The sequence below is a fragment of the Okeania sp. genome (assembly GCF_035285525.1).
Lineage (GTDB): Bacteria > Cyanobacteriota > Cyanobacteriia > Cyanobacteriales > Microcoleaceae > Trichodesmium.
In genome coordinates, this window is the sequence record NZ_JAYKGW010000067.1 from 1 (window position 1) to 19,138 (window position 19,138).

Here is a 19,138-nt window from a genome sequence, read left to right on the forward strand (position 1 = left end):
TCTGGTCAATGTAGAGAAGAGGGCGGGTTTAGATAAGTCTGGGATTATACAGGGAAATCTCTGGTCAATGTAGAGAAGAGGGCGGGTTTAGATAAGTCTGGGATTATACAGGGAAATCTCTGGTAAAACCCGCCCCTACAGTATTTTCTCATCAACAGTAGGGGCGAGTTTTATAACGAAAGTTAACGAGTTTTGACGCTTCTGTTAGCTAAACCCGCCCCATAACATATTTTGACGTTGTAGAGAAGAGGGTGGGTTTAGGTAAACTATAAACAGTTATACAAATCAACTTTTGGTTAAACATTAGATAAAAATGGAAGAAGATTTACCACAAATATCTGGTCTAGCAACAGTATTAATAGTCATTAATAATCAAATAGTTACCATTCAAATTGATGGATTTAATGCACCAATAACTGGAGGTAACTTTGTTGATTTAGTAGAACGAAACTTTTATGACAATGTGAGATTTCATCGCATCGAAAATCAACCAGAATTTTCATTAGTTCAAGCCGGGGATCCATTTAGTAGAAATCTAGATATTTCTTTGGAACTTTTAGGCAATGGAAATTTTGTCGATCCGATTACCAATGAGACTAGATTTATTCCTTTAGAAATTAAAGCTTTAGGTATAGAAAAACCAATTTTTTATAATGAAATAATTTCTCCTCCAGTACGATTACCAAATTTGGAAGGTGCGATTGGAATGGCTCGTTTAGGAACTTTAAATTCAGCATCTTCTCAATTTTATATTCCTTTAAATGACTTACCAGTATTAGATGGTAGTTTTGCCATTTTTGGTAATGTAATAGATGGGTTAGATGTTATCAAACAAGCAGAATTAGGTGATAGTATTACGGCTGCCAGAGTTACAGAAGGAATAGTTCCTAGTAGAGTTTCAGAAATTATTACTAATACAAATTTGCTCAATAGTTTTATTAATATTGTTAATCGTGCGAATATTCCATTGTCTATTGATTTCTTTGCAGAATTAACTGCTGAAGATGATATTTTTGAAATTTCTACAAAATTATCTCAAGAAGTATTTGGTGTATTAGCATCGGCAGGAAACGATCAAATTAGAGGTTCAATAATTAATGATGTTATTAATGGTAATCAGGGCAATGATAGTTTAGATGGTAGGGATAGTTCTGATTATATTCGAGGGGGAAAAGGGTTGGATTTATTATTTGGCAATCTTGATGATGATATTCTGAATGGTAATTTAGATAATGATACTTTATTGGGTGGTAAAGGGGATGATTTTTTGCGGGGTGGTAAAGATAATGATTTCTTAGTTGGTGGTGAAGGAAATGATATTTTAATTGGTGATAGTGGTACTGATAATTTGCGAGGAGAATCTGGTGCAGATACTTTTGTTTTGGCAGTAATTGAAAATCAAGAGAATAATACTGATACGATAGAAGATTTTAATTTTTTAGAGGGAGATAGAATTGGTGTTTCAGAAGAAATATATAATCTTATTTTTATTCAGCAAGGTAATAGTACGGTTATTCAAAAAGAAGGAGGAAATAATATTAATAATAATATTCTTGGTATTGTGAATAATTCTTTCGCAGAAGAAGTTAAAAGTGCGACTTTCTTGGTTGATTTTTCTAATATTTCTATACCTGATGCACTACCTTCTGGAGATGCAGCGTTGAGAATTGGATGATTAGTAAGCATTTAGCTATTTAATGGCTAACTTTGGAATGTTTATTGTTATGAAAAAATCTCTTTTAAAAAAAAATTGTGTAAGTATTCAGCTATTAGCTATCAGTTTTTTAATGAATAAAGCAAACATTTGCTTAACTTAATAACTATATTGTTAATTAGAGAATTGAAGCGCAATAGCGACTAGGTCTAGTTATCAACTAAAAGTAATGAATCTATTAGCTGATGGCTAACTGCTGAATGCTTGCATTTTTGTTCTTAATTGAATCAGTTTTTATCGGCAGTTAAATCAGCAATCTAATCTAATATAATAAAATAAAAAATTATGAACAATTGGAGTTAACTAACTAATGGACGAAACACAGGAGTTTTTAGAACAACTGGGCTTACCTGACCTAGAAGGCCAAAATGTGGTAGTAGAAATGGTCGTACAGAGGACATCACAAGCAGATTCTGAAACTCAAGAAGAAACCCAAAAAGAAAAAATTACTCTTCAACTTGATTCCTCAAGCGCTCCAGTGACAGCAGCTAACTTTGTTGACTTGGTAGAGAAAGATTTTTATGATTCTCTAGCATTCCACAGATTTGTAGAAGGTTTTGTGATTCAAGGTGGAGACCCCCAAGGTCGAGACCCTGATTTTCCCATTGATGATTTAGGTTCAGGAGGTTATATTGACCCAGAAACAGGTGAGGAACGAGAAATACCTCTGGAAATTCAAGTTGCAGAAACAGGAGAAATTTTCTATAACGAAATAGTTGATGCACCTGTAACTTTATCTAATACAGCAGGGGTAATAGCTATGGCTCGTACTCAAGTATTAGATACCGCTTCTTCCCAGTTTTATATTCCTGTAGAAGATGTTAGTGAACAGTTGGATGGTGGTTATGCGGTATTTGGTGAAGTGACTGATGGTTTTGATGTTGTACAAGAACTTCGAGAAGGCGATCGCATTGTTATTGCTAGGGTTGTAGAAGGAGAGATTCCTACGAGGGTATCAGATATTGTGCTTGACTTTGATTTACTTAATGAATATGCTAACCAGGATGGCGCAAATAAGATCAACTTTCTGGTGCCAACGGATACAAACTCTGACGACTTTGGATTTACTCCAACTAATGATAATGATTCAGATATTCAGGGACCTATATTGGCTGCTAGTCAGGTTAATGAGAATGACCCTACTGATGGTGATGATAGACTTACCATGAGTCAAGTTGATGATTCCTCTTTAACAATGATGGGTTTAGAAGGTAATGATGAGATACAAGGTACTGATGGTAATAATATTCTCAGTGGCAATCAAGATAATGATTCCCTTCTTGGTTTACAAGGTGATGACTGGTTAAGAGGTGGAAAGGGAAATGATACTTTGATAGGTGGAAGAGGAGATGATTATTTAATTGGCGATCGCGGTGTTGATGTTTTAACAGGTGGTGAGGGTGTAGATAGTTTTATTCTGCAAGTTAATATTGTGGAACTGGATGAGATAAATGAAATAGACCAAGCTACAAGAATTACTGACTTTAGTTTTACAGATGGTGATGAAATTCTTGTAGTTGCTGATGCTGACTTTATTCCTGATGAAGATTTAAGTTATCAATCTATTGATGGAGATACTGTAATTAGAACTTTGGGTAGTGGTTTGATATTAGGAGTAGTTGAAAACTCTGTTATAGAGGATGTTGAAAGTAGCATTTTTGTAGTTAGTTCTGATGATTATGCTCTCCGTTTTGGTTAATTAATGGCTTTTTAGTTATCAGTAACTTTTGCTGAATGATTACCGAATAAATTGATAATTAGAGATAGTTTTTATCAACTGGAGAGTACAAATTAAAAATTTAGAATTAAGAATTAGAGAGTATACTGCAAAGTATAATTGGAAAAGGCTTACAGCATTTAAAGTTCCGAATATAAAGTTTCTTACCTTTAGATAGCTGAAAGCCTTAGCTACTAATCATTATTCCTATAAATTTGTACTGTCTAGTTATCAATTATTAATTAGGGTCTGCTGATTTATCGGGAACCGTAAAAGTCTTTTAGCAGTGGTAAGGAGCCATAATCCAGCAATCCTGCAATCCAGGAGGAATGCGAATTTAGAACATTTAGTGAGAATATTATCCCTTGATTTTTTTTGTAATTATTCTGCTCCAAATCCTAACTTTTTGGTTGCTTAAGGTCAAAAAGTTGTACTTTTTTCACACTAAAAAAGGTGCAAACTTTTACCACTAAAAGCTTTTCTATTTATTCAGCAAGCCCTAATTATTAATTATTCATTATTAATTATTCATTAATAAAATAGCTTTAACAATGAAATTTTTAGCAACTATTATTTTCCTTATTTTTTTCATCTATTTTTGTTTATCTGCACCCGTTATGGCAGCTAATTCTGAAGATATTAATCATCTTTTACAAAATAATTGGTGTGTATCATTCTTATGGAAACAATGTGACCTAAGTAAAGCAGATTTACATGGAATTAATTTAAAAGATGCTAACCTTGAAGGAGCTAATTTAACAGGTGTAAATTTTCAAGGTGCAGATTTGAATGGAGCTAACCTTTCGGGAGCTAATTTAACAGGAGCTAATTTAGAAAAGGTTAACTTATATAGAGCAAATATTAACAGAGCAAATTTAACAAATGCTAATTTAACTAACACTCATTTATTAGAAACTGATTTAACTTTGGCTAATTTAACTAATGCTAATTTAACTAATGCTAATTTATTAGAGGCAAGGCTATGGGGAGCAAGTTTGATAGGAGCTAATTTAAGTAGTGCTAGTCTCCGTGGTACTAACTTAGAATATGCTAATCTTGCTAATACTAATTTGAGTGGAGCAGATTTTCATAGTTTCTTTTTCCGAGGTTATAAACAAAAAACTAATTTAAGTAATGCTAATTTGGAAGGTGCAATGATTGCTAATACAGATTTAAAAGGAGTAATTATGGGAGGAACTATTATGCCTGATGGTTCAATAAATAAGTAAGAAGGAAGAAAGAAGAAAGAAGAAGGAACAAGAAAGAAGAATAAATAGGGTTTGATGAAAAAGTCTTTTTTCAACAGTAGGGAAGCAGGAGAACAAAAGTAATTTTTTTGTTCAACGATATGTCTAATATCAAATCCGGCAGTATCATTAGAATTTAATATCGTAGGGGTTTGGTCTCCAAACCCTGTACAAACTAGCATTTTTCCCTATTTACAGCAGTTTTCGTTTCAGTAAACCACAGTAGGGAAGTTGCATAAGGGCGTCCCTACGAGATGTTGGTTATGGCTCCGGTGGTTCATCGAGAGTGAAAAGCGCTGTAAGACTTTCTACAACCAAACCCTAATTAGAGATAATTTTTATTATCAATTATCAATTATTCATTATTCATTATCCATTAAATCAGGACACTTAAAACTTACTGTCCCCAGTCGTACATGAGAACCATCTTTAAAAACAGCTTCTAACAAAATTTTCGACTCTGGTACAATTTCAGCTACTTCTATTTCTCCCCAAAAACCAGAATGTTGAGCACCAGGATAACCAGGATGAATATGACCTACATCTGGACGATGTATATTAGCAGGAATATTATCGCGCAAAACTTTTCGTGAACCACTTAAAAAAGTTAGTTTAACTACTACTGGTTGAGAATTTCTTCCTACTGCCCATCCACCTATACAAATAGAATTAACATTATATTCTACTCCAGGTTTAGGTACATCTATAGAACAACCGACTATTTCTGCATCTTTTTCAAATATACTAACAGCAACTTCTACATTTGTTTGAATCCTTAAACTAAAATCTTCATGCTGTCTAGTTAAATGAGGATGATAGCAAGGATCGGCATCTATTAAATGTTTCCACCTCTGTTTTGCTGTCTGAATTTCTTGTTGGAAACGACGTTGTTTTTTGCCAGTATTTTCTACTCCCCGACTTTTTGATTCATGGTGATATAAAACAACATGAGGTAAGTAAACATTTCGATAACCTTGATGGTGCATTTTTAAGCATAAATCTACATCATTAAATGCTACTTCTAACCCTTCATCAAACTCACCAACTTTATCAAATACTTCTCGACGACACATTAAACAAGCAGCAGTTACAGCACAATAATTATTCACAGAAATAAGTTGACCTTTATATCCAGTATCTGTAGGAGCAAAACCTCGGTGACTATGATCTGCAACACTCCGCATTCCTAACACAACTCCAGCGTGTTGAACTGTATCATCTGGATATAATAATAAGGCTCCGACAGCTCCTATGGTTTTTCTTTGCGCTTGTTCAACCATTGCTTCTATCCAGTCAGCAGTTATTATCTCTGTATCATTATTTAGGAATAGTAAATAATCACCTTCTGCTTTTTCTACAGCAAAATTATTGATCTTAGAAAAGTTAAAAGGAATATCTAACTCATAACATTTGAAACGTTCTGGTTGTTTCTTTTTCCAACCCTCAATAATATCTAAAGTTTCCTGTTCATCACTACCATTATCAATCAGTATTACTTCATAATTTGGATAAGTAGTTTTGGTAAAGATTGACTGTAGACATCTATCTAAAATATTCCCTAAATTTCTAGTAGGAATGATAATACTGACTAACTTTTTCTCTGGAATTTGATACCGAACTCGATAGAAACCAGGATGTTCAGGTACATTATAAGCTGTTCCTATTTCTCCCCTTCTGGTTAATGCTTCTTCTATTGCTTTTTTAGCAGTTTGTTCTGATATTTGTAAATCTATTTCTGTTACTTCATTCTCAGAAATTCTGCTGTGATAAAATACTTTAGGAATATGGAATATTTTTTCAGTTATCTCGGTTAAACGGAGAATTAAATCATATTCACAACTACTTTCATATCCCACTCGAAAACCATTCAATTTTTCCAATAATTCTCGGCGATATATACACAAATGACCTGTATACATTCGGGATAAAAATGAATCTGGGCACCAATCTGGTTTAAAGTGTGGTTCAATAAATTCTCCTTCACTGGTCACTTTATCTTCATCAGAATAAATCATATCTGAATCCCGACGTTTATTCAGAAATTCTGCTATTTCATAGAGAGTATCTGGAGTTAAAATATCGTCAGAATTTAAGAGAGCCACAAAATCTCCTTTTGCTAAAGCTAAAGCAGAATTTAAGTCTGTAGCAATATCTTGATTTTCACTTTTTAAGACTAATTTAATTCTGGTTTCTGTCTGTAAATATTGAGGAAGTTCCTTAGCAATATAACAAAGTTCCCAGTTAGGATAAACTTGATAAATTAATGATTCAATTGTCTCTTCAAAATGAGGAGATAATTGTTTCTCTACCAAGATAATACTAATCAATGGTTGATATCCGAAAAATTCTATATTTTCCGACATTTTGTTTAGTTTATCTGAGTTAGGTAAGTTTACCTTACACCACAATTCATATAAATAATCTTTTTCTTTTTCTCTTGTATATTTAACAGGTTTAATATTTACTGAAGTTGAAATATCTGGAGATAAATTTTCTGGGGAGCTAACTGGAGTTGATATAACTGGAGTTAAACTTTTCCGTGAATCATTAACCTTAATTTCTGACTTTATTTCAGGTAAATAATGTTTGACTTTCCTCTTTTTATGAGATGATATCTTTTCTAATTCTGCCTGAATTTCTTCATTGTCTGGATTAATCTGTAAACCTAACTGATAAAAAGCGATCGCTCCAGCTTTTTTACCTTTTTTGACTAATGTATTAGCTAATTGTAAATAAAGTGTATCATCTTCTGGATCGACCTCTAGTGCTTTGTGATAAAGTTGCTCATTTTCGGGGTTAACTTCTATCGCTTTCCTATACCATTTAGCTGATTCTTTTAAATCTAATGTAGCCCGTTTTTTCAAAGCATCTCCTAATATTTGATAAGCTTCTGGTATATCTTCTTTTAATTCTAAAGCGCGACGATAGGGTTCTATTGCTTCTTGCCAACTTCCTATCTTCCAAAGAGCATTTCCTAAATTAAAATAAGACCAAGTTAGGCTAAAGTCTGATGCTTCGGGATTTAATTCTATAGCTTTACGATAAGGTGCAACTGCTTCTTCCCATTTCTCTAATTTTACTAGACAATTTGCTAAGTTATTATGAGACCAAAGAAAGTCAGGATTTAACTCTATAGCTTTGCGGTAAGCGTTGACAGCTTCTTCCCATTTTTCCAAATTTTTCAGAGCTTCTCCTAAACCATGATGATACCAAGAATTATCTGGTTTATTTTCACTTGCTTTTTGATAGACAGTAGCAGCTTTTTCCCATTTCTCTTCTTGGGAGAAAATTTCTCCTAATTTGCCGTAAGGTACATCATCTTGTGGATAAATTTCTGTTGCTAAAGTGTAAGCTTTAACTGCCTCTTCTACTTTTCCTTGTTCTTGGAAAACTTCACCAGTCTTATAATAAATACTTCCTATTTTTTCCTTAATTTCTGAATTATTTGAATCTAACTTTTCAGCTTTTCGATAATTTTGTAAAGCTAGCTGTAATTGCCCTTGTTTCAAGAAAATATCCCCTAATTTTTGACAAGCTTCTAAATTATTAGGATTAACAGATAATACTCTTTCATAACAAGCGATCGCCTGTTGTAGTTGACCATTTTCACTAAAATTATTTCCTATTAGTAGAAAGTCTGCTACTGACACTTTTTCTGGTTCTAATTTTAGTGCTTCATAGAGATATTCTGCTGCTTCTGCTGGTTGATTAATTTGATTATAAACTTTCGCTAAATTTCGATATGCTCCAGCAAAGTCTGGTTTAATTGCTATTGCTCTTCTATAAGATTGTATAGCTTTTTCTGCCTCTTTTTGTTGAGCAAATATCGTTCCCATATTTGCATATACTTCCCCAAAATCAGGTTTAATTTCTAATGCTTTTTTATACCAATCTAATGCTTCTGGTAATTTACCCATAGCGTGTAAAGAATTGCCTATTATTTTATAAGCTTTGGGTTCTGGTTTGATCTTAATAATTTGCTGACTAAGAGTAATTGCTTCCTGCCATCTTTTTTGGATAAAATAAGTTTCTGCCTCAACTATATAAGCTTCTATATTTTCAGTATTAACTATCGGCACATTTGGTTGAGGAGGAATATCATTGTTATTTGTGGCAACAACCAAAGTATCACTACCACTTGAATCTAATTTTCTACCAATTCTTCTATTAATTAAATTATCTTGACTAGCTGATACTAAAGTATCTCCAAAATCTTCTATTTTTGCACCAGTTCCTCCCAGTTCAATAGCTTTCCTGAAACAAACTGTCGCTTCATCTAATTTGTTTTGTCTTTTTAAAGCTTCTCCTAAATTTTGATAAGCTTCTGAAGAATTACTATTTAATTTAATTGCTATCCGATAACAAGATATTGCTTCGTTTAAACTACCCTGTTGCTGAAGAGTTTTTCCTAAATTAATCGCTTCTTCTGAAGATGATTTTTCTGGTTCTATAGACAATATCTTATACTGACAATATGTAGCAGATTTTTGGTTGCCTAAACGTAACCAAATTTTCGTCATGTTACGATATGCTCCAGCAAAATCTGGTTTTATTTCTACAGCTTTTTGATAATAAGATATTGCCTCTTGCCATTTTTCCTGGATGGCATATAAACTACCTAAATTAGCACATACTTCCGGCCAGTCTGATTGAATTTCTAATGCCTTTTTGTACCAAATTTCTGCATCTGCTAACTTCCCTTGTACTTGCAAAGCATTACCTAAAGTTTTATATGCAGGAGCATAACTTGGTTCGATTTTTATTGCTAATTTACAGGAGGCTATAACTTCATCAAATTTCTTTTCGGTTAAATAAGCTTCTGCTTTTTCGTGGAAATTTTCTACTGCACTTTTAGAAGGGTTTGTTAATACCATTTTCTCTTTTTTTTAGGGAACACTTAACTGGGAATAGGTATGGAGGAAAAAAGTCTTTTGGCAAATCTTTCTATCCATCCTTTCTCTTTTTTCAGATATCTCTCAAAAATCCTGAGTCTGTTGTAACAATGAAATAGGAAAAAAGTCTTTTGGCAAATCTTTAAATCTTTCTATCCATCCTTTCTCTTTTTTCAGATATCTCTCAAAAGGTTGTAATAAAGAAATAGAAAAAAAGTCTTTTGGCAAATCTTTCTATCTACCCTTTCTCTTTTTTCAGATATCTCTCAAAAATCCTAAGTCTGTTGTAATAAAGAAATAGAAAAAAAGTCTTTTGGCAAATCTTTCTATCCATCCTTTCTCTTTTTTCAGATATCTCTCAAAAATCCTAAGTCTGTTGTAATAAATGTTGCCATAGTAGGGATGAGTTTGAATTTAGATTGACAAGTTTAATCATATAGCAAATTCCAGGTATATGAAGTACATATATTTAGAATTAAATCCATCTAGTGCCGGCATTTTGCCTACGACAGGTGTACCTCACCAAAGTCGAATCTGCTTTAATATAAAATCAACTTGTCTAAATACCTAATACACAAAACTATAGCCATAATAAATGATTTGTCAGAAAAATACAATGTAAGTATTCAGCTATTGTAAATAATAAAACAATTGAAAATTAGCCGAGCGCCAATTTTATTTCCTACGAAATGCTTCCCTATGGGATACTAAGCTTTCCGCAAACATAACTTTTAATTCTTTTGAGAAACTAATTTTTTTTGCTCTGATAATTAACTTAATAACTAAAAATCATAGCAATCCTAAAAGCGTCAACATTGGCGATGCATTACATCAACAAAGTTTTACCTTAGCCAAACGCCATATCCAATCGTTCAAGAGAAATAAACTCTTTCCTTTCAGTCAATCCTCTACCTTTTAGGAATAGGTAATTATCAATTATCTATAACTTTGAGAATTTGATTTAATGAATCTAAATTAACTAAAATATCCTCCACTAAAGAACTTTCATACATTATATTTCTCATCGGATAACAACTAAATGTTTCACCAATTAAAAAGTAATGATCCAATCCTAATAATTGACTAATATGCCAATAATAGTATCTGAGATAGTGGGGTGAAAAAAGTTCAATTACTTTTGTCCCTGGATTACAGAATACTATATTTGTTAAACCACTTCCATGAGGAGCAACTATAATTTTCGCATGAGCAAAAGTAGCAATCTGATTTTCTAGGGACATTGACTCTGGAGCCACACAAGTAAAACCAAACTCTTCTAATATTTTTACCACCCCTTCTTCATTCATTATGCGCCGATACTTAGCATTACCTCTACCTATATATATTCTTTCCGAAAAATTTGATTGGTTATTAGTTATACTTTTCCCAAAAACTTCCCTCAAGAATTTTAACCCCCAAGGTTGTAACCATCCCAAATAACTAGGATAAGAGGGAACGACCAACTCTTCTGCTTGAATATAAGAATAGCGATCGCTTTCTAAAATCTTCTCTTCTTTGATGCCAAGACTTTTTAAAGTTTCCCGTTGAAAAGGATGTTTATAACTATTAACTACAAACCAATCAATCTCTTCTAGATTAATACCCAGGCGCAATATTTCTATTCTCGGTAATAAGTCTACCATCCAATGAAAATAGATACTTCCTGACAATACCGATAATATTGCCACCTTACCATCTATTTTTTCTAGGGGTGGTAGTTCCTCATAGTCAAAAATGTGATATTGACTGGGGTCATGCTTTGTACATCCTGGTAATGGAGATGGATATTCCCTAGACAAATCTGCCAATAGATAATTATCTGGAGTCATAACCGCAATACCATGACATAATCTCCAGTAATTTTTTTTGGGCATTATCCAAGCTCTTCCGGACTGTACTATAGCTATGAAGGTAGGATTCTGAGAAAGTTTCTGAAAGTAAGAAAATCCTGATATATCATCTTTTGCATCTTTTGTCAAGACTTCTTTAGTCCTCCCCTTCCCAAGAAGGTTCAAAGATTCAGTCTCCCCCTTCCCATCAGTCCCCCCCTTCCCATCAGTCCCCCCCTTCCCAAGGGGGGTGAGGGGGGATAAAATATCTTCCCCAAACTTATCCCGAATACCAATACGATATATCCCTTGAGCAAAAGATTCAGGTTCAAACCACTGATAAATTTGCCTTAAACATTCAAAACAATTTAATCCTAGACATTCTAAATTTTTCTGCCTATCTTCAACATCCACTTGAATAGGAGACTTAGAAACTTCTTCTATATATTCCGTCGGTAAATTTTCTAATTTTACCTCTATAAATCGTCCTTGATAACTCTCACCATCAAATTTCTTAATCCAATCTTTTGTAGATAAATATAACCCCTCCAACTTTTGATAAGTTTGAAAACCATTATTTAAAATACTTGGAGCTAACTGTACTTTTGCAGATAATACCTTACCAAAATAATCTATTGCTTCTTCCCATTTCCGTTGTTTTTCCAGAATTTTACCCAACTTAAAATAAACCCTTGCCGTCTCATCAACCATATTTTCACTAAGTAAAATTTGCAAAAGAATGTGATAATTAATAATCGCCGAATTTAACCGCCCTTCCTTAACCAAACTATTCCCTAACAACCAATAAACCTCAGATGAACTTGGTTTAATTTGTAACGCCCTTTGATAAAAATCACTTGCACCTTCATAAAACTCATTTTCCATCAAAACATTGCCAAAATTAACATAATATTCCCACAAAAATTGACCAACTTTTTCAGATTGTTGCTGATAACTTTCAGAATCACAATCTAACTTTTCCAACTCTTGAAAAAAATTAAAACGAGCTACTTTTGTCAAATACATTTCATCAGATACTACCTGCTTCCCATCTCCTAAACTTTCCTCCAATATCCGACAATAACCCTCAACAAATTGATGAGTCACTACATTTTTTAAATAAACCAAAGCAGATTTTATTTTTCCTATCGCCATCAAAGAAAAAGTACAATCACCATAAACCAATACATTATCCTGTTCCGCATCTTTTTCCCCCTTCAGTCTAATAACTTCCTCAAAAGATTTTACCGCTAATTCATGCTCCCCAATAATTTGTAATGCTTTACCCAAATTATAATGAGCCTTAATCAGATTAGGTTCCAACTCTATAGCACGGTGATAAACAGCGATCGCCTCCATCGGATTTTTATTTAATAAAGTAAAACCAAAATTATTATATAAACTGCCTGAATCAGGTTTTAAAACTAAAGCCTGTCGATAAACTTCAGTAGCTTTTTCTGTTAGATTCAGATTCAGTAAAACCGCACCTAAACGATTATATGCCTCTAACAACTTTGGCTTTATTTTTATTAGCTTCTCATAAACATCAACTGCGGCTTGATAATTTTTTTGCAACTCTAAAGCTTTACCTAAACCAAAATAAGCTTTGACATAATTTGGTTTAATAATAATTGCATCTTTATATAATTTTACTGCTGATTCTAAATACCTAACTTGATAAAATATATTACCTAAATTATAATATACTGTCGGCCACTTCAGTCCTAAATCAATCGCTTTTTGATATTGACTAGCTGCTTCATTCAACCATTTTTTCCGCCTATATAACTGACCTAAAAAAGCATGAACCTCTGCATATTTTGGTTTAATTTCCAGAGCTTTTGCATAAGCATACATAGCTTGCTCAAAATTATTTTCTGCATCGTAACTTTCCCCTAATATTCTGTAAGCATCAGCAGAGTTTGGTTGTACTTCTAAAATTTCTTGGCAGGTTTTTATTGCTTGACTTAATTGACCTTCAGTCAAGTATGATTTTGCTAATCTAAGATGTTTTTCTATTTTCATCTTTGATACTATTTGTAACAGTATTTTTTTATCTTGGCGCATCAAGACTAAAACTGTGGTTTAGAAGCAAGCAACCTAGAATACCTCTCCCCCAACCCCTCTCCTCCCAGGATATCGGAGTTTTCTCGGGGGTTAGGTTTTGGCTCCCCACATTTTCAAACTTGATGCGCCACTACACTTATTGCTAAACTCTAAATTCTAAATTTGTAGTCTCCAGTTATCAACTGTATTTACCCAAATAAAATTCCCTCCTAAAGTGTAGGAGGGAGTCAATATCTTCATATTTGGGCTATACCCATACTTCAAACCAGGTTTACTAACTAATAACTAGGGTTAGAAGATTTCAAAGTCACTAGCAGCTAATGTTTCAGGAGTATTAGTTAATTCAGCAATCTTCACAGCATCCCCAGCACCAGTTGTTGGGTTGTAGTATATGGAACCATCAGTTGGGTCATAAACGATGGCTTGTGAAGCTGCATCGCCTCCATTAGCAGCAAAGTCTGAAATAACTGCAAACTGATCTGCTGATAGTGCATCACCTACAGTTCCAGTTATCGCAGTAAATGTACCACCCGCTGGAGCACTAACAGCTAGACCTATCTTATCATTACCAACACCAAAGTCCGTTAAGGTGTCAACTCCATAACTACCATCCTCATTGAAGTAGAAGAAGAAAGTATCGTCCCCAGAGCCACCTGTTAAAGTGTCATTACCTCTGGAACCAGAAACTAAGTCGTTGCCGGAGCCACCTATTAGACTATCATTACCTTTACCACCATCAACGGTATCATCACCGGAACCACCATCAACGGTATCATTATCCCGATTACCATTTTGGTCATCGTTATTATTTCCACCAACTAATAGGTCATTACCTCTACCACCCAGGATAAAGTCGTCTCCATCGCCACCATCTACAGTGTCATCACCTTTACCACCATCAACGTCATCGTCTCCTGTACCTGCCTTGACGTTGTCATTTCCTCTACCACCTAAAACTACGTCATCACCACCACCAGCATCAACTACGTCATCACCACCACCAGCATCGACGTCGTCATTTCCTGTACCTGTTGCTATTGTGTCATTACCACTACCAGTTTTTACGTTGTCAGTACCAGTTGATCCTGCAATACGTTGGCTAGTATTATCGGCAGCTAATTCAAATGTGATTCCTCCATCAGGATTGGGCACGCCCGCATTAGTTTCGGTTCCTGGTGCAACTACCGTTGTTATGTTACTCACTTGATTTACCTCGTTTTCTAGAATTTACTATTGTTAATTTATATTAGACTTGCTCAGAGAGCAAATTTTTAGATTCTGTATAGATGACCTTTTTTGTTCACTTAATATCTATAGTTTATAGGCAAAACTTAACCCTTGCTCACTTAGACATTACGGTGATAATTATTGTTCCCCTTTGTTGGAGACTTATTCTGATTAGATAATTATTTTTTGAGATATGTATGACAGTAAATTTTCTGCTACAAGGGATACATTTTTTAGATACTTCTAATTAATGAACTATTTAGCCGTATTAATTGTCATAATAATCTTGAGTCCAAAACTATAGGGGAGTAATTTTTAGTATTAGTCTATCTACTAAAACTATATAACAACTTGTTCAAAGACTAGATATTAGTATAGTGCATTACATAAAATCAACTTTTTTAATTAATATTTAATTGCACTATGCCAAAATTATCAGGTTTTTAATTGAGTTGTTAACTGTTTTTGTACTTATACAAAAGTAAAGCATATTTGACTAGATTTTTAAAACTATCGTCAAGTTTATTTTTTTTGCACCACTTCATCCAAGTAAATTGGTATTTTATAAACTTTCAAAGGGTTTTAACAGTCTTTTTTGAACAATAAATTCAATCACTTCACAGTCTAGCACAGTTTTATTAATTGTCAATTACCAAATTTACAAATTGATCTAATATTTTTTGGGGAACAAATCTTTAATTTACTCTGTCTTCTTTCTGTTATATAAATATTTCTTAAATCTATATTAATTAGAATTAACTTTAGTATTTATTATGCTTATAGTAATTCCCACTCTTATATTGCCATAGCTCTAAAATGATGGTGCTATAACTCTTTTAAATAATGACTTTCAACTCCTAAAGACCTCTTTGGAAAATTAAGCATGAAAAAAATTTTGAAAATAGACTTGCCATAATTACAAAACATCTGTTATGATAAATATCTGTTACCCAAGGAGAGGTGGCTGAGTGGTCGAAAGCGGCTCACTGCTAATGAGTTGTACGGGAGAACCCCGTACCGAGGGTTCGAATCCCTCCCTCTCCGTTATTTTCAGTTTTCAGTTATCAGCAGAAACTTGATATACTGAACTTATTTTTTATTCTCCTCAAACGACGTAGGTTAGGTTGAGGAACGAAACCCAACCATATAATATAATATTAATTAAGACTTAAAAAAATGTAGGTTGGGTTGAGGAACGAAACCCAACTATATAATATTAAGGCTTGAAAAAATGTAGATTAGGTTGAGGGACGAAACCCAACAATAACAATATTAATTAAGGCTTTGTTAGGTTGAACGATAGTGAAACCTAACCTACATCATTTCGCCGTGTCAGTCTAAATATAATCACCCCATCTCCTTAAAAAGAATTTAAGTCCTAATTTTATAGATAAATTTGCCCCCCAATGATATAACCTACTATTTTAGGTGTGCCAATTAACTTGGCATCTTCATTTTTGGCTCACATTTTTTTGATTGCCTCTACAAACTTTTGGGAAATATAGGGTAGTATTTTCTCATTTCTACTAATCTCCTTGCCTTCTGTAAATAGAACTAAGAGATATGGGTAAAGGTCTGGTAGCTCTACATAAGAAAAACTATGACGTATGTAAGTACCTATAGTTCCCATAGACCATACATTAGTATTTTCAGGAAAGCTCTCATTCAAGAAACCTGTAGTTACATCTTTTCCATCTCTTTGGCTAGGACTTCTTTTGAATAAACTCATCATTTTTTCTGAAGCTAGGGGAGATACCGCAATCCCACCAATAATACTATGTAATAAACGAGCTGTAGCATTAGTTGTGAGCATATTCCGATTCTCCATCAATAGTCCTTGAAAAATCTGTTCTCGACCATAAGGACCATCAAGCCATGTTTTTTGATTAACGTTAATAGACTTGAACTCAGGCCATTTGAGAGATTGAAAATAACGGTTGACAAAATTACGTTGATATTTCCAAGTTTGAAAAGGTCCCAGTGATAATTCTGGTCCACTGGTAGTTCCGGTCAATACATCCACAACTAGACCAGTCGCATCGTGATTCACAGAAAGGATCATATCTTGAATTGCTCTTTCTAGCTCTGGTGAAGTTTTGACCATTCCTTTTTCTAGCCACTCATAAATAGCTACTAAATAGAATAAGTGGACTATCTTTCCCGGATATATTCGTTCATCACCATGCTCGCTCCAACCCCGAACTTGTGTTTGCCAAAATTCTGTGGCATTTTGAATATTTCTGGTTATTGGTGAATCATATACTAACCAAGTTATAGCTATTTGTTCAGAATTAACTTCTGAAAATTCTAACTTGGTTGTTTCTATAATCTCTTTAGCGATGATATTTAGTTGTTCATCTTTATCAAAGAATGTCATTTCAGTTATCAGTATCTCTTGTAATTAGGAAAGTGAGAAAATCAATACTTTTATCTCTGTTAAGTTAGCGTTAAAAATTTGTTTACTTTATTACTATTAAACCGTAATGTAATATTAATAAGCTGTTAAGCATTTAAACCACATTAACAGAATTACCTTTATTTTTAACTTTGGGATTTCATTGAATAACAATTTTTCCTTCATTTCAGAGTATATGTAACCAAAACTCTAACTGTTCAATTGATTTAAAAAAAACGATGAGCAATATATTCTTTAGCTGAATGCCAAACCAGTTCAATTAAGCTTTAATCTGGACTATATTCAAGCAAAAACTCTAAATCAATGTTCGGCATTTCTGTTTATTTTTTTAATCCTACTATACTGACACAGCTAATTTAGTATGTTAAATTCGGGGGTTGGTTTATTCTATCTAATAGTTAAACTCGTTAATTTAAAGTCCTGGGGACGAATGGCCGTTTGCTCCTACAGAAGTCAGAATGAATGGCTTTAATACAGCCCTTTCCGTTGTTATAAGGTACAAAATTTTAGGTTTGAGGGAACAGGGAACACAGAAGGTGGGAACAGAAAAGAAAAAAAGTAACAATACCTCATAGCTTCGGAAACTGCTGTATAATTAAAAACTTTTTCTTTTCGATTCCGCACTACTAACTGGATAAATATTTTTCCTTATTGTCTATCTTACTGGTCATCTTGCCCTAATCTCTAATCCCTACTTTCTCGTAAATTAGCAAATTTTTACAATTTGTTACAAAATAATAAGAATAATAGAAATTAAGATTGATCAGGGTAACTTAAATTGTGAAAATATTCAGAACACTTGAACCTCAGCAACAGCGGAGTTTAATAATTTTATTCTTGGCTGGCTTATTATTTTGGTCAAGTATAACCACTTTACTACCTATTTTGCCTCTTTACCTAGATTACATCGGAGGTACAAAACAACAAATCGGTTTTGTGATGGGTTGCTTTGCTGTGGGACTATTACTATCAAGGTTGATTTTAGGACCATTAGCTGACACCAAGAGTCGAAAGTTGGTCTTGATAGTTGGTACAACTGTAGCAGCGATCGCTCCACTTGGCTATTTACTGCTCAAGTCTTTTCCTTTATTAATGGCAGTTCGTGCTTTTCATGGTATCAGTATGGCTGGAATGACCATTGGTTATATTGCTTTAGTAACTGACTTATCTCCTCCTGGTCACCGAGGAGAATTAGTTGGTTATATGAGTTTATGTAATCCAATAGGTATGGCTATTGGACCCGCGATCGGTGGTTTTTTATTAGAAGCTACTGGGTATGTGACTTTATTTATAGTTTGCTCTACTTTAGGAATTATGAGCTTATTGTGTAGTTTGCTAGTTTGGGAGCCACATTCAATAGTAGAAAAAAATTCTCACTCCCATCAGTTTAAGCAACAAAATTTCTGGCAAATATTGGGGAGTCGTAGAGTTTTGGTTCCCGCTTTTGTGATGTTGATCATAGGCTTAGTCTTTGGTACAACTGTTACTTTTCTACCACTGTATATCCAGACAAATAACATTCCTTTGAATGCTGGACTTTTTTATACTGCAAGAGCGATCGCTAGTTTTATCATGCGTATTTTTACTGGACGAGCTTCTGATAAATTTGGTCGTGGCGTTTTTATTAGCGGGGGACTGGTATTTAGCTTCTTGGGTATGTTAACTTTATGGTTAGCAAATAGTAGCAATATGGTTTTACTAGCAGCTATTTTTGGTGGTTCTTCTGCTGGTTTAGTTTTACCAATGATGATTACTTTAATGACTGACCGATGTCCTCCAGATCAAAGAGGTAAGTTTTTCTCTTTTTGTATTGGTGGGTTTGATTTAGGATTAGCTTTAGCTGGACCTACTTTCGGTCTTATTGCCGAACAACTTGGTTATAGAGGTATGTTTGCTCTTGATGCTGGCCTTGCTTGTATAGCAATAGTTGTATTTATTACTTTATCAAATAAAGACTTACCCCATTCCATCAGATTTGCTTTTGGTCAGGGGCAAGATAATTATTCTGTTTCTGTTAATCACTAAAATA

Annotated in this window: 9 protein-coding genes, 1 tRNA gene and 1 pseudogene; 5 read left to right on the plus strand and 6 right to left on the minus strand. The window is 33.8% G+C overall.

Annotated elements, in window-relative coordinates:
- The first annotated feature begins 313 nt into the window (after positions 1 to 313).
- The 3 genes from VKJ25_RS06850 to VKJ25_RS06860 all read left to right on the plus strand — a co-directional run bounded on the left by VKJ25_RS06850 (position 314) and on the right by VKJ25_RS06860 (position 4,660).
- A complete protein-coding gene (locus VKJ25_RS06850; RefSeq protein ID WP_324235881.1) occupies positions 314 to 1,675 on the plus strand; it encodes a peptidylprolyl isomerase in 1,362 nt (453 codons plus the stop codon).
- 349 nt (positions 1,676 to 2,024) lie between these two features.
- Positions 2,025 to 3,413: a peptidylprolyl isomerase gene (locus tag VKJ25_RS06855; RefSeq protein ID WP_324235882.1), complete on the plus strand. Its 1,389-nt coding sequence runs from the start codon at positions 2,025 to 2,027 to the stop codon at positions 3,411 to 3,413.
- A gap of 569 nt (positions 3,414 to 3,982) precedes the next feature.
- Positions 3,983 to 4,660 carry a pentapeptide repeat-containing protein gene (locus VKJ25_RS06860; protein WP_324235883.1) on the plus strand — a complete coding sequence of 226 codons (678 nt, stop codon included), beginning with the start codon at positions 3,983 to 3,985 and terminating at the stop codon, positions 4,658 to 4,660.
- Positions 4,661 to 5,040: 380 nt separating this feature from the next.
- On the opposite strand, the gene VKJ25_RS06865 is transcribed toward VKJ25_RS06860, so the two are convergent.
- From VKJ25_RS06865 to VKJ25_RS06880, 4 genes are all read right to left on the minus strand, one after another.
- On the minus strand, positions 5,041 to 9,552 hold the full coding sequence (locus tag VKJ25_RS06865; protein ID WP_324235884.1) for a tetratricopeptide repeat protein: 4,512 nt from the start codon (positions 9,550 to 9,552) through the stop codon (positions 5,041 to 5,043).
- A 102-nt stretch (positions 9,553 to 9,654) separates the two neighbouring features.
- Positions 9,655 to 9,798, minus strand: coding sequence for a hypothetical protein (locus VKJ25_RS06870; RefSeq protein ID WP_324235885.1), 144 nt, complete (start codon positions 9,796 to 9,798; stop codon positions 9,655 to 9,657).
- A gap of 704 nt (positions 9,799 to 10,502) precedes the next feature.
- Positions 10,503 to 13,424 carry a tetratricopeptide repeat protein gene (locus tag VKJ25_RS06875; RefSeq protein ID WP_324235886.1) on the minus strand — a complete coding sequence of 974 codons (2,922 nt, stop codon included), beginning with the start codon at positions 13,422 to 13,424 and terminating at the stop codon, positions 10,503 to 10,505.
- Between the two features lie 333 nt (positions 13,425 to 13,757).
- Positions 13,758 to 14,669, minus strand: coding sequence for a calcium-binding protein (locus VKJ25_RS06880; protein ID WP_324235887.1), 912 nt, complete (start codon positions 14,667 to 14,669; stop codon positions 13,758 to 13,760).
- 978 nt (positions 14,670 to 15,647) lie between these two features.
- On the opposite strand from VKJ25_RS06880, the gene VKJ25_RS06885 reads away from it, so the two are divergent.
- A tRNA-Ser gene (locus VKJ25_RS06885) sits at positions 15,648 to 15,737 on the plus strand.
- 418 nt (positions 15,738 to 16,155) lie between these two features.
- Here the strand turns inward: VKJ25_RS06885 and VKJ25_RS06890 are convergent.
- Together VKJ25_RS06890 and VKJ25_RS06895 are read right to left on the minus strand one after the other, a co-directional pair.
- Positions 16,156 to 17,070, minus strand: coding sequence for a hypothetical protein (locus VKJ25_RS06890; protein WP_324235888.1), 915 nt, complete (start codon positions 17,068 to 17,070; stop codon positions 16,156 to 16,158).
- A gap of 178 nt (positions 17,071 to 17,248) precedes the next feature.
- Positions 17,249 to 17,426, minus strand: a pseudogene (locus tag VKJ25_RS06895) (IS630 family transposase); the annotation flags it as partial.
- A 463-nt stretch (positions 17,427 to 17,889) separates the two neighbouring features.
- Here VKJ25_RS06895 and VKJ25_RS06900 point away from each other — a divergent pair.
- The gene (locus tag VKJ25_RS06900; RefSeq protein ID WP_324235889.1) at positions 17,890 to 19,134 is read left to right on the plus strand and encodes an MFS transporter; all 1,245 of its coding nucleotides are present in this window, start codon (positions 17,890 to 17,892) and stop codon (positions 19,132 to 19,134) included.
- Positions 19,135 to 19,138: the final 4 nt, after the last annotated feature.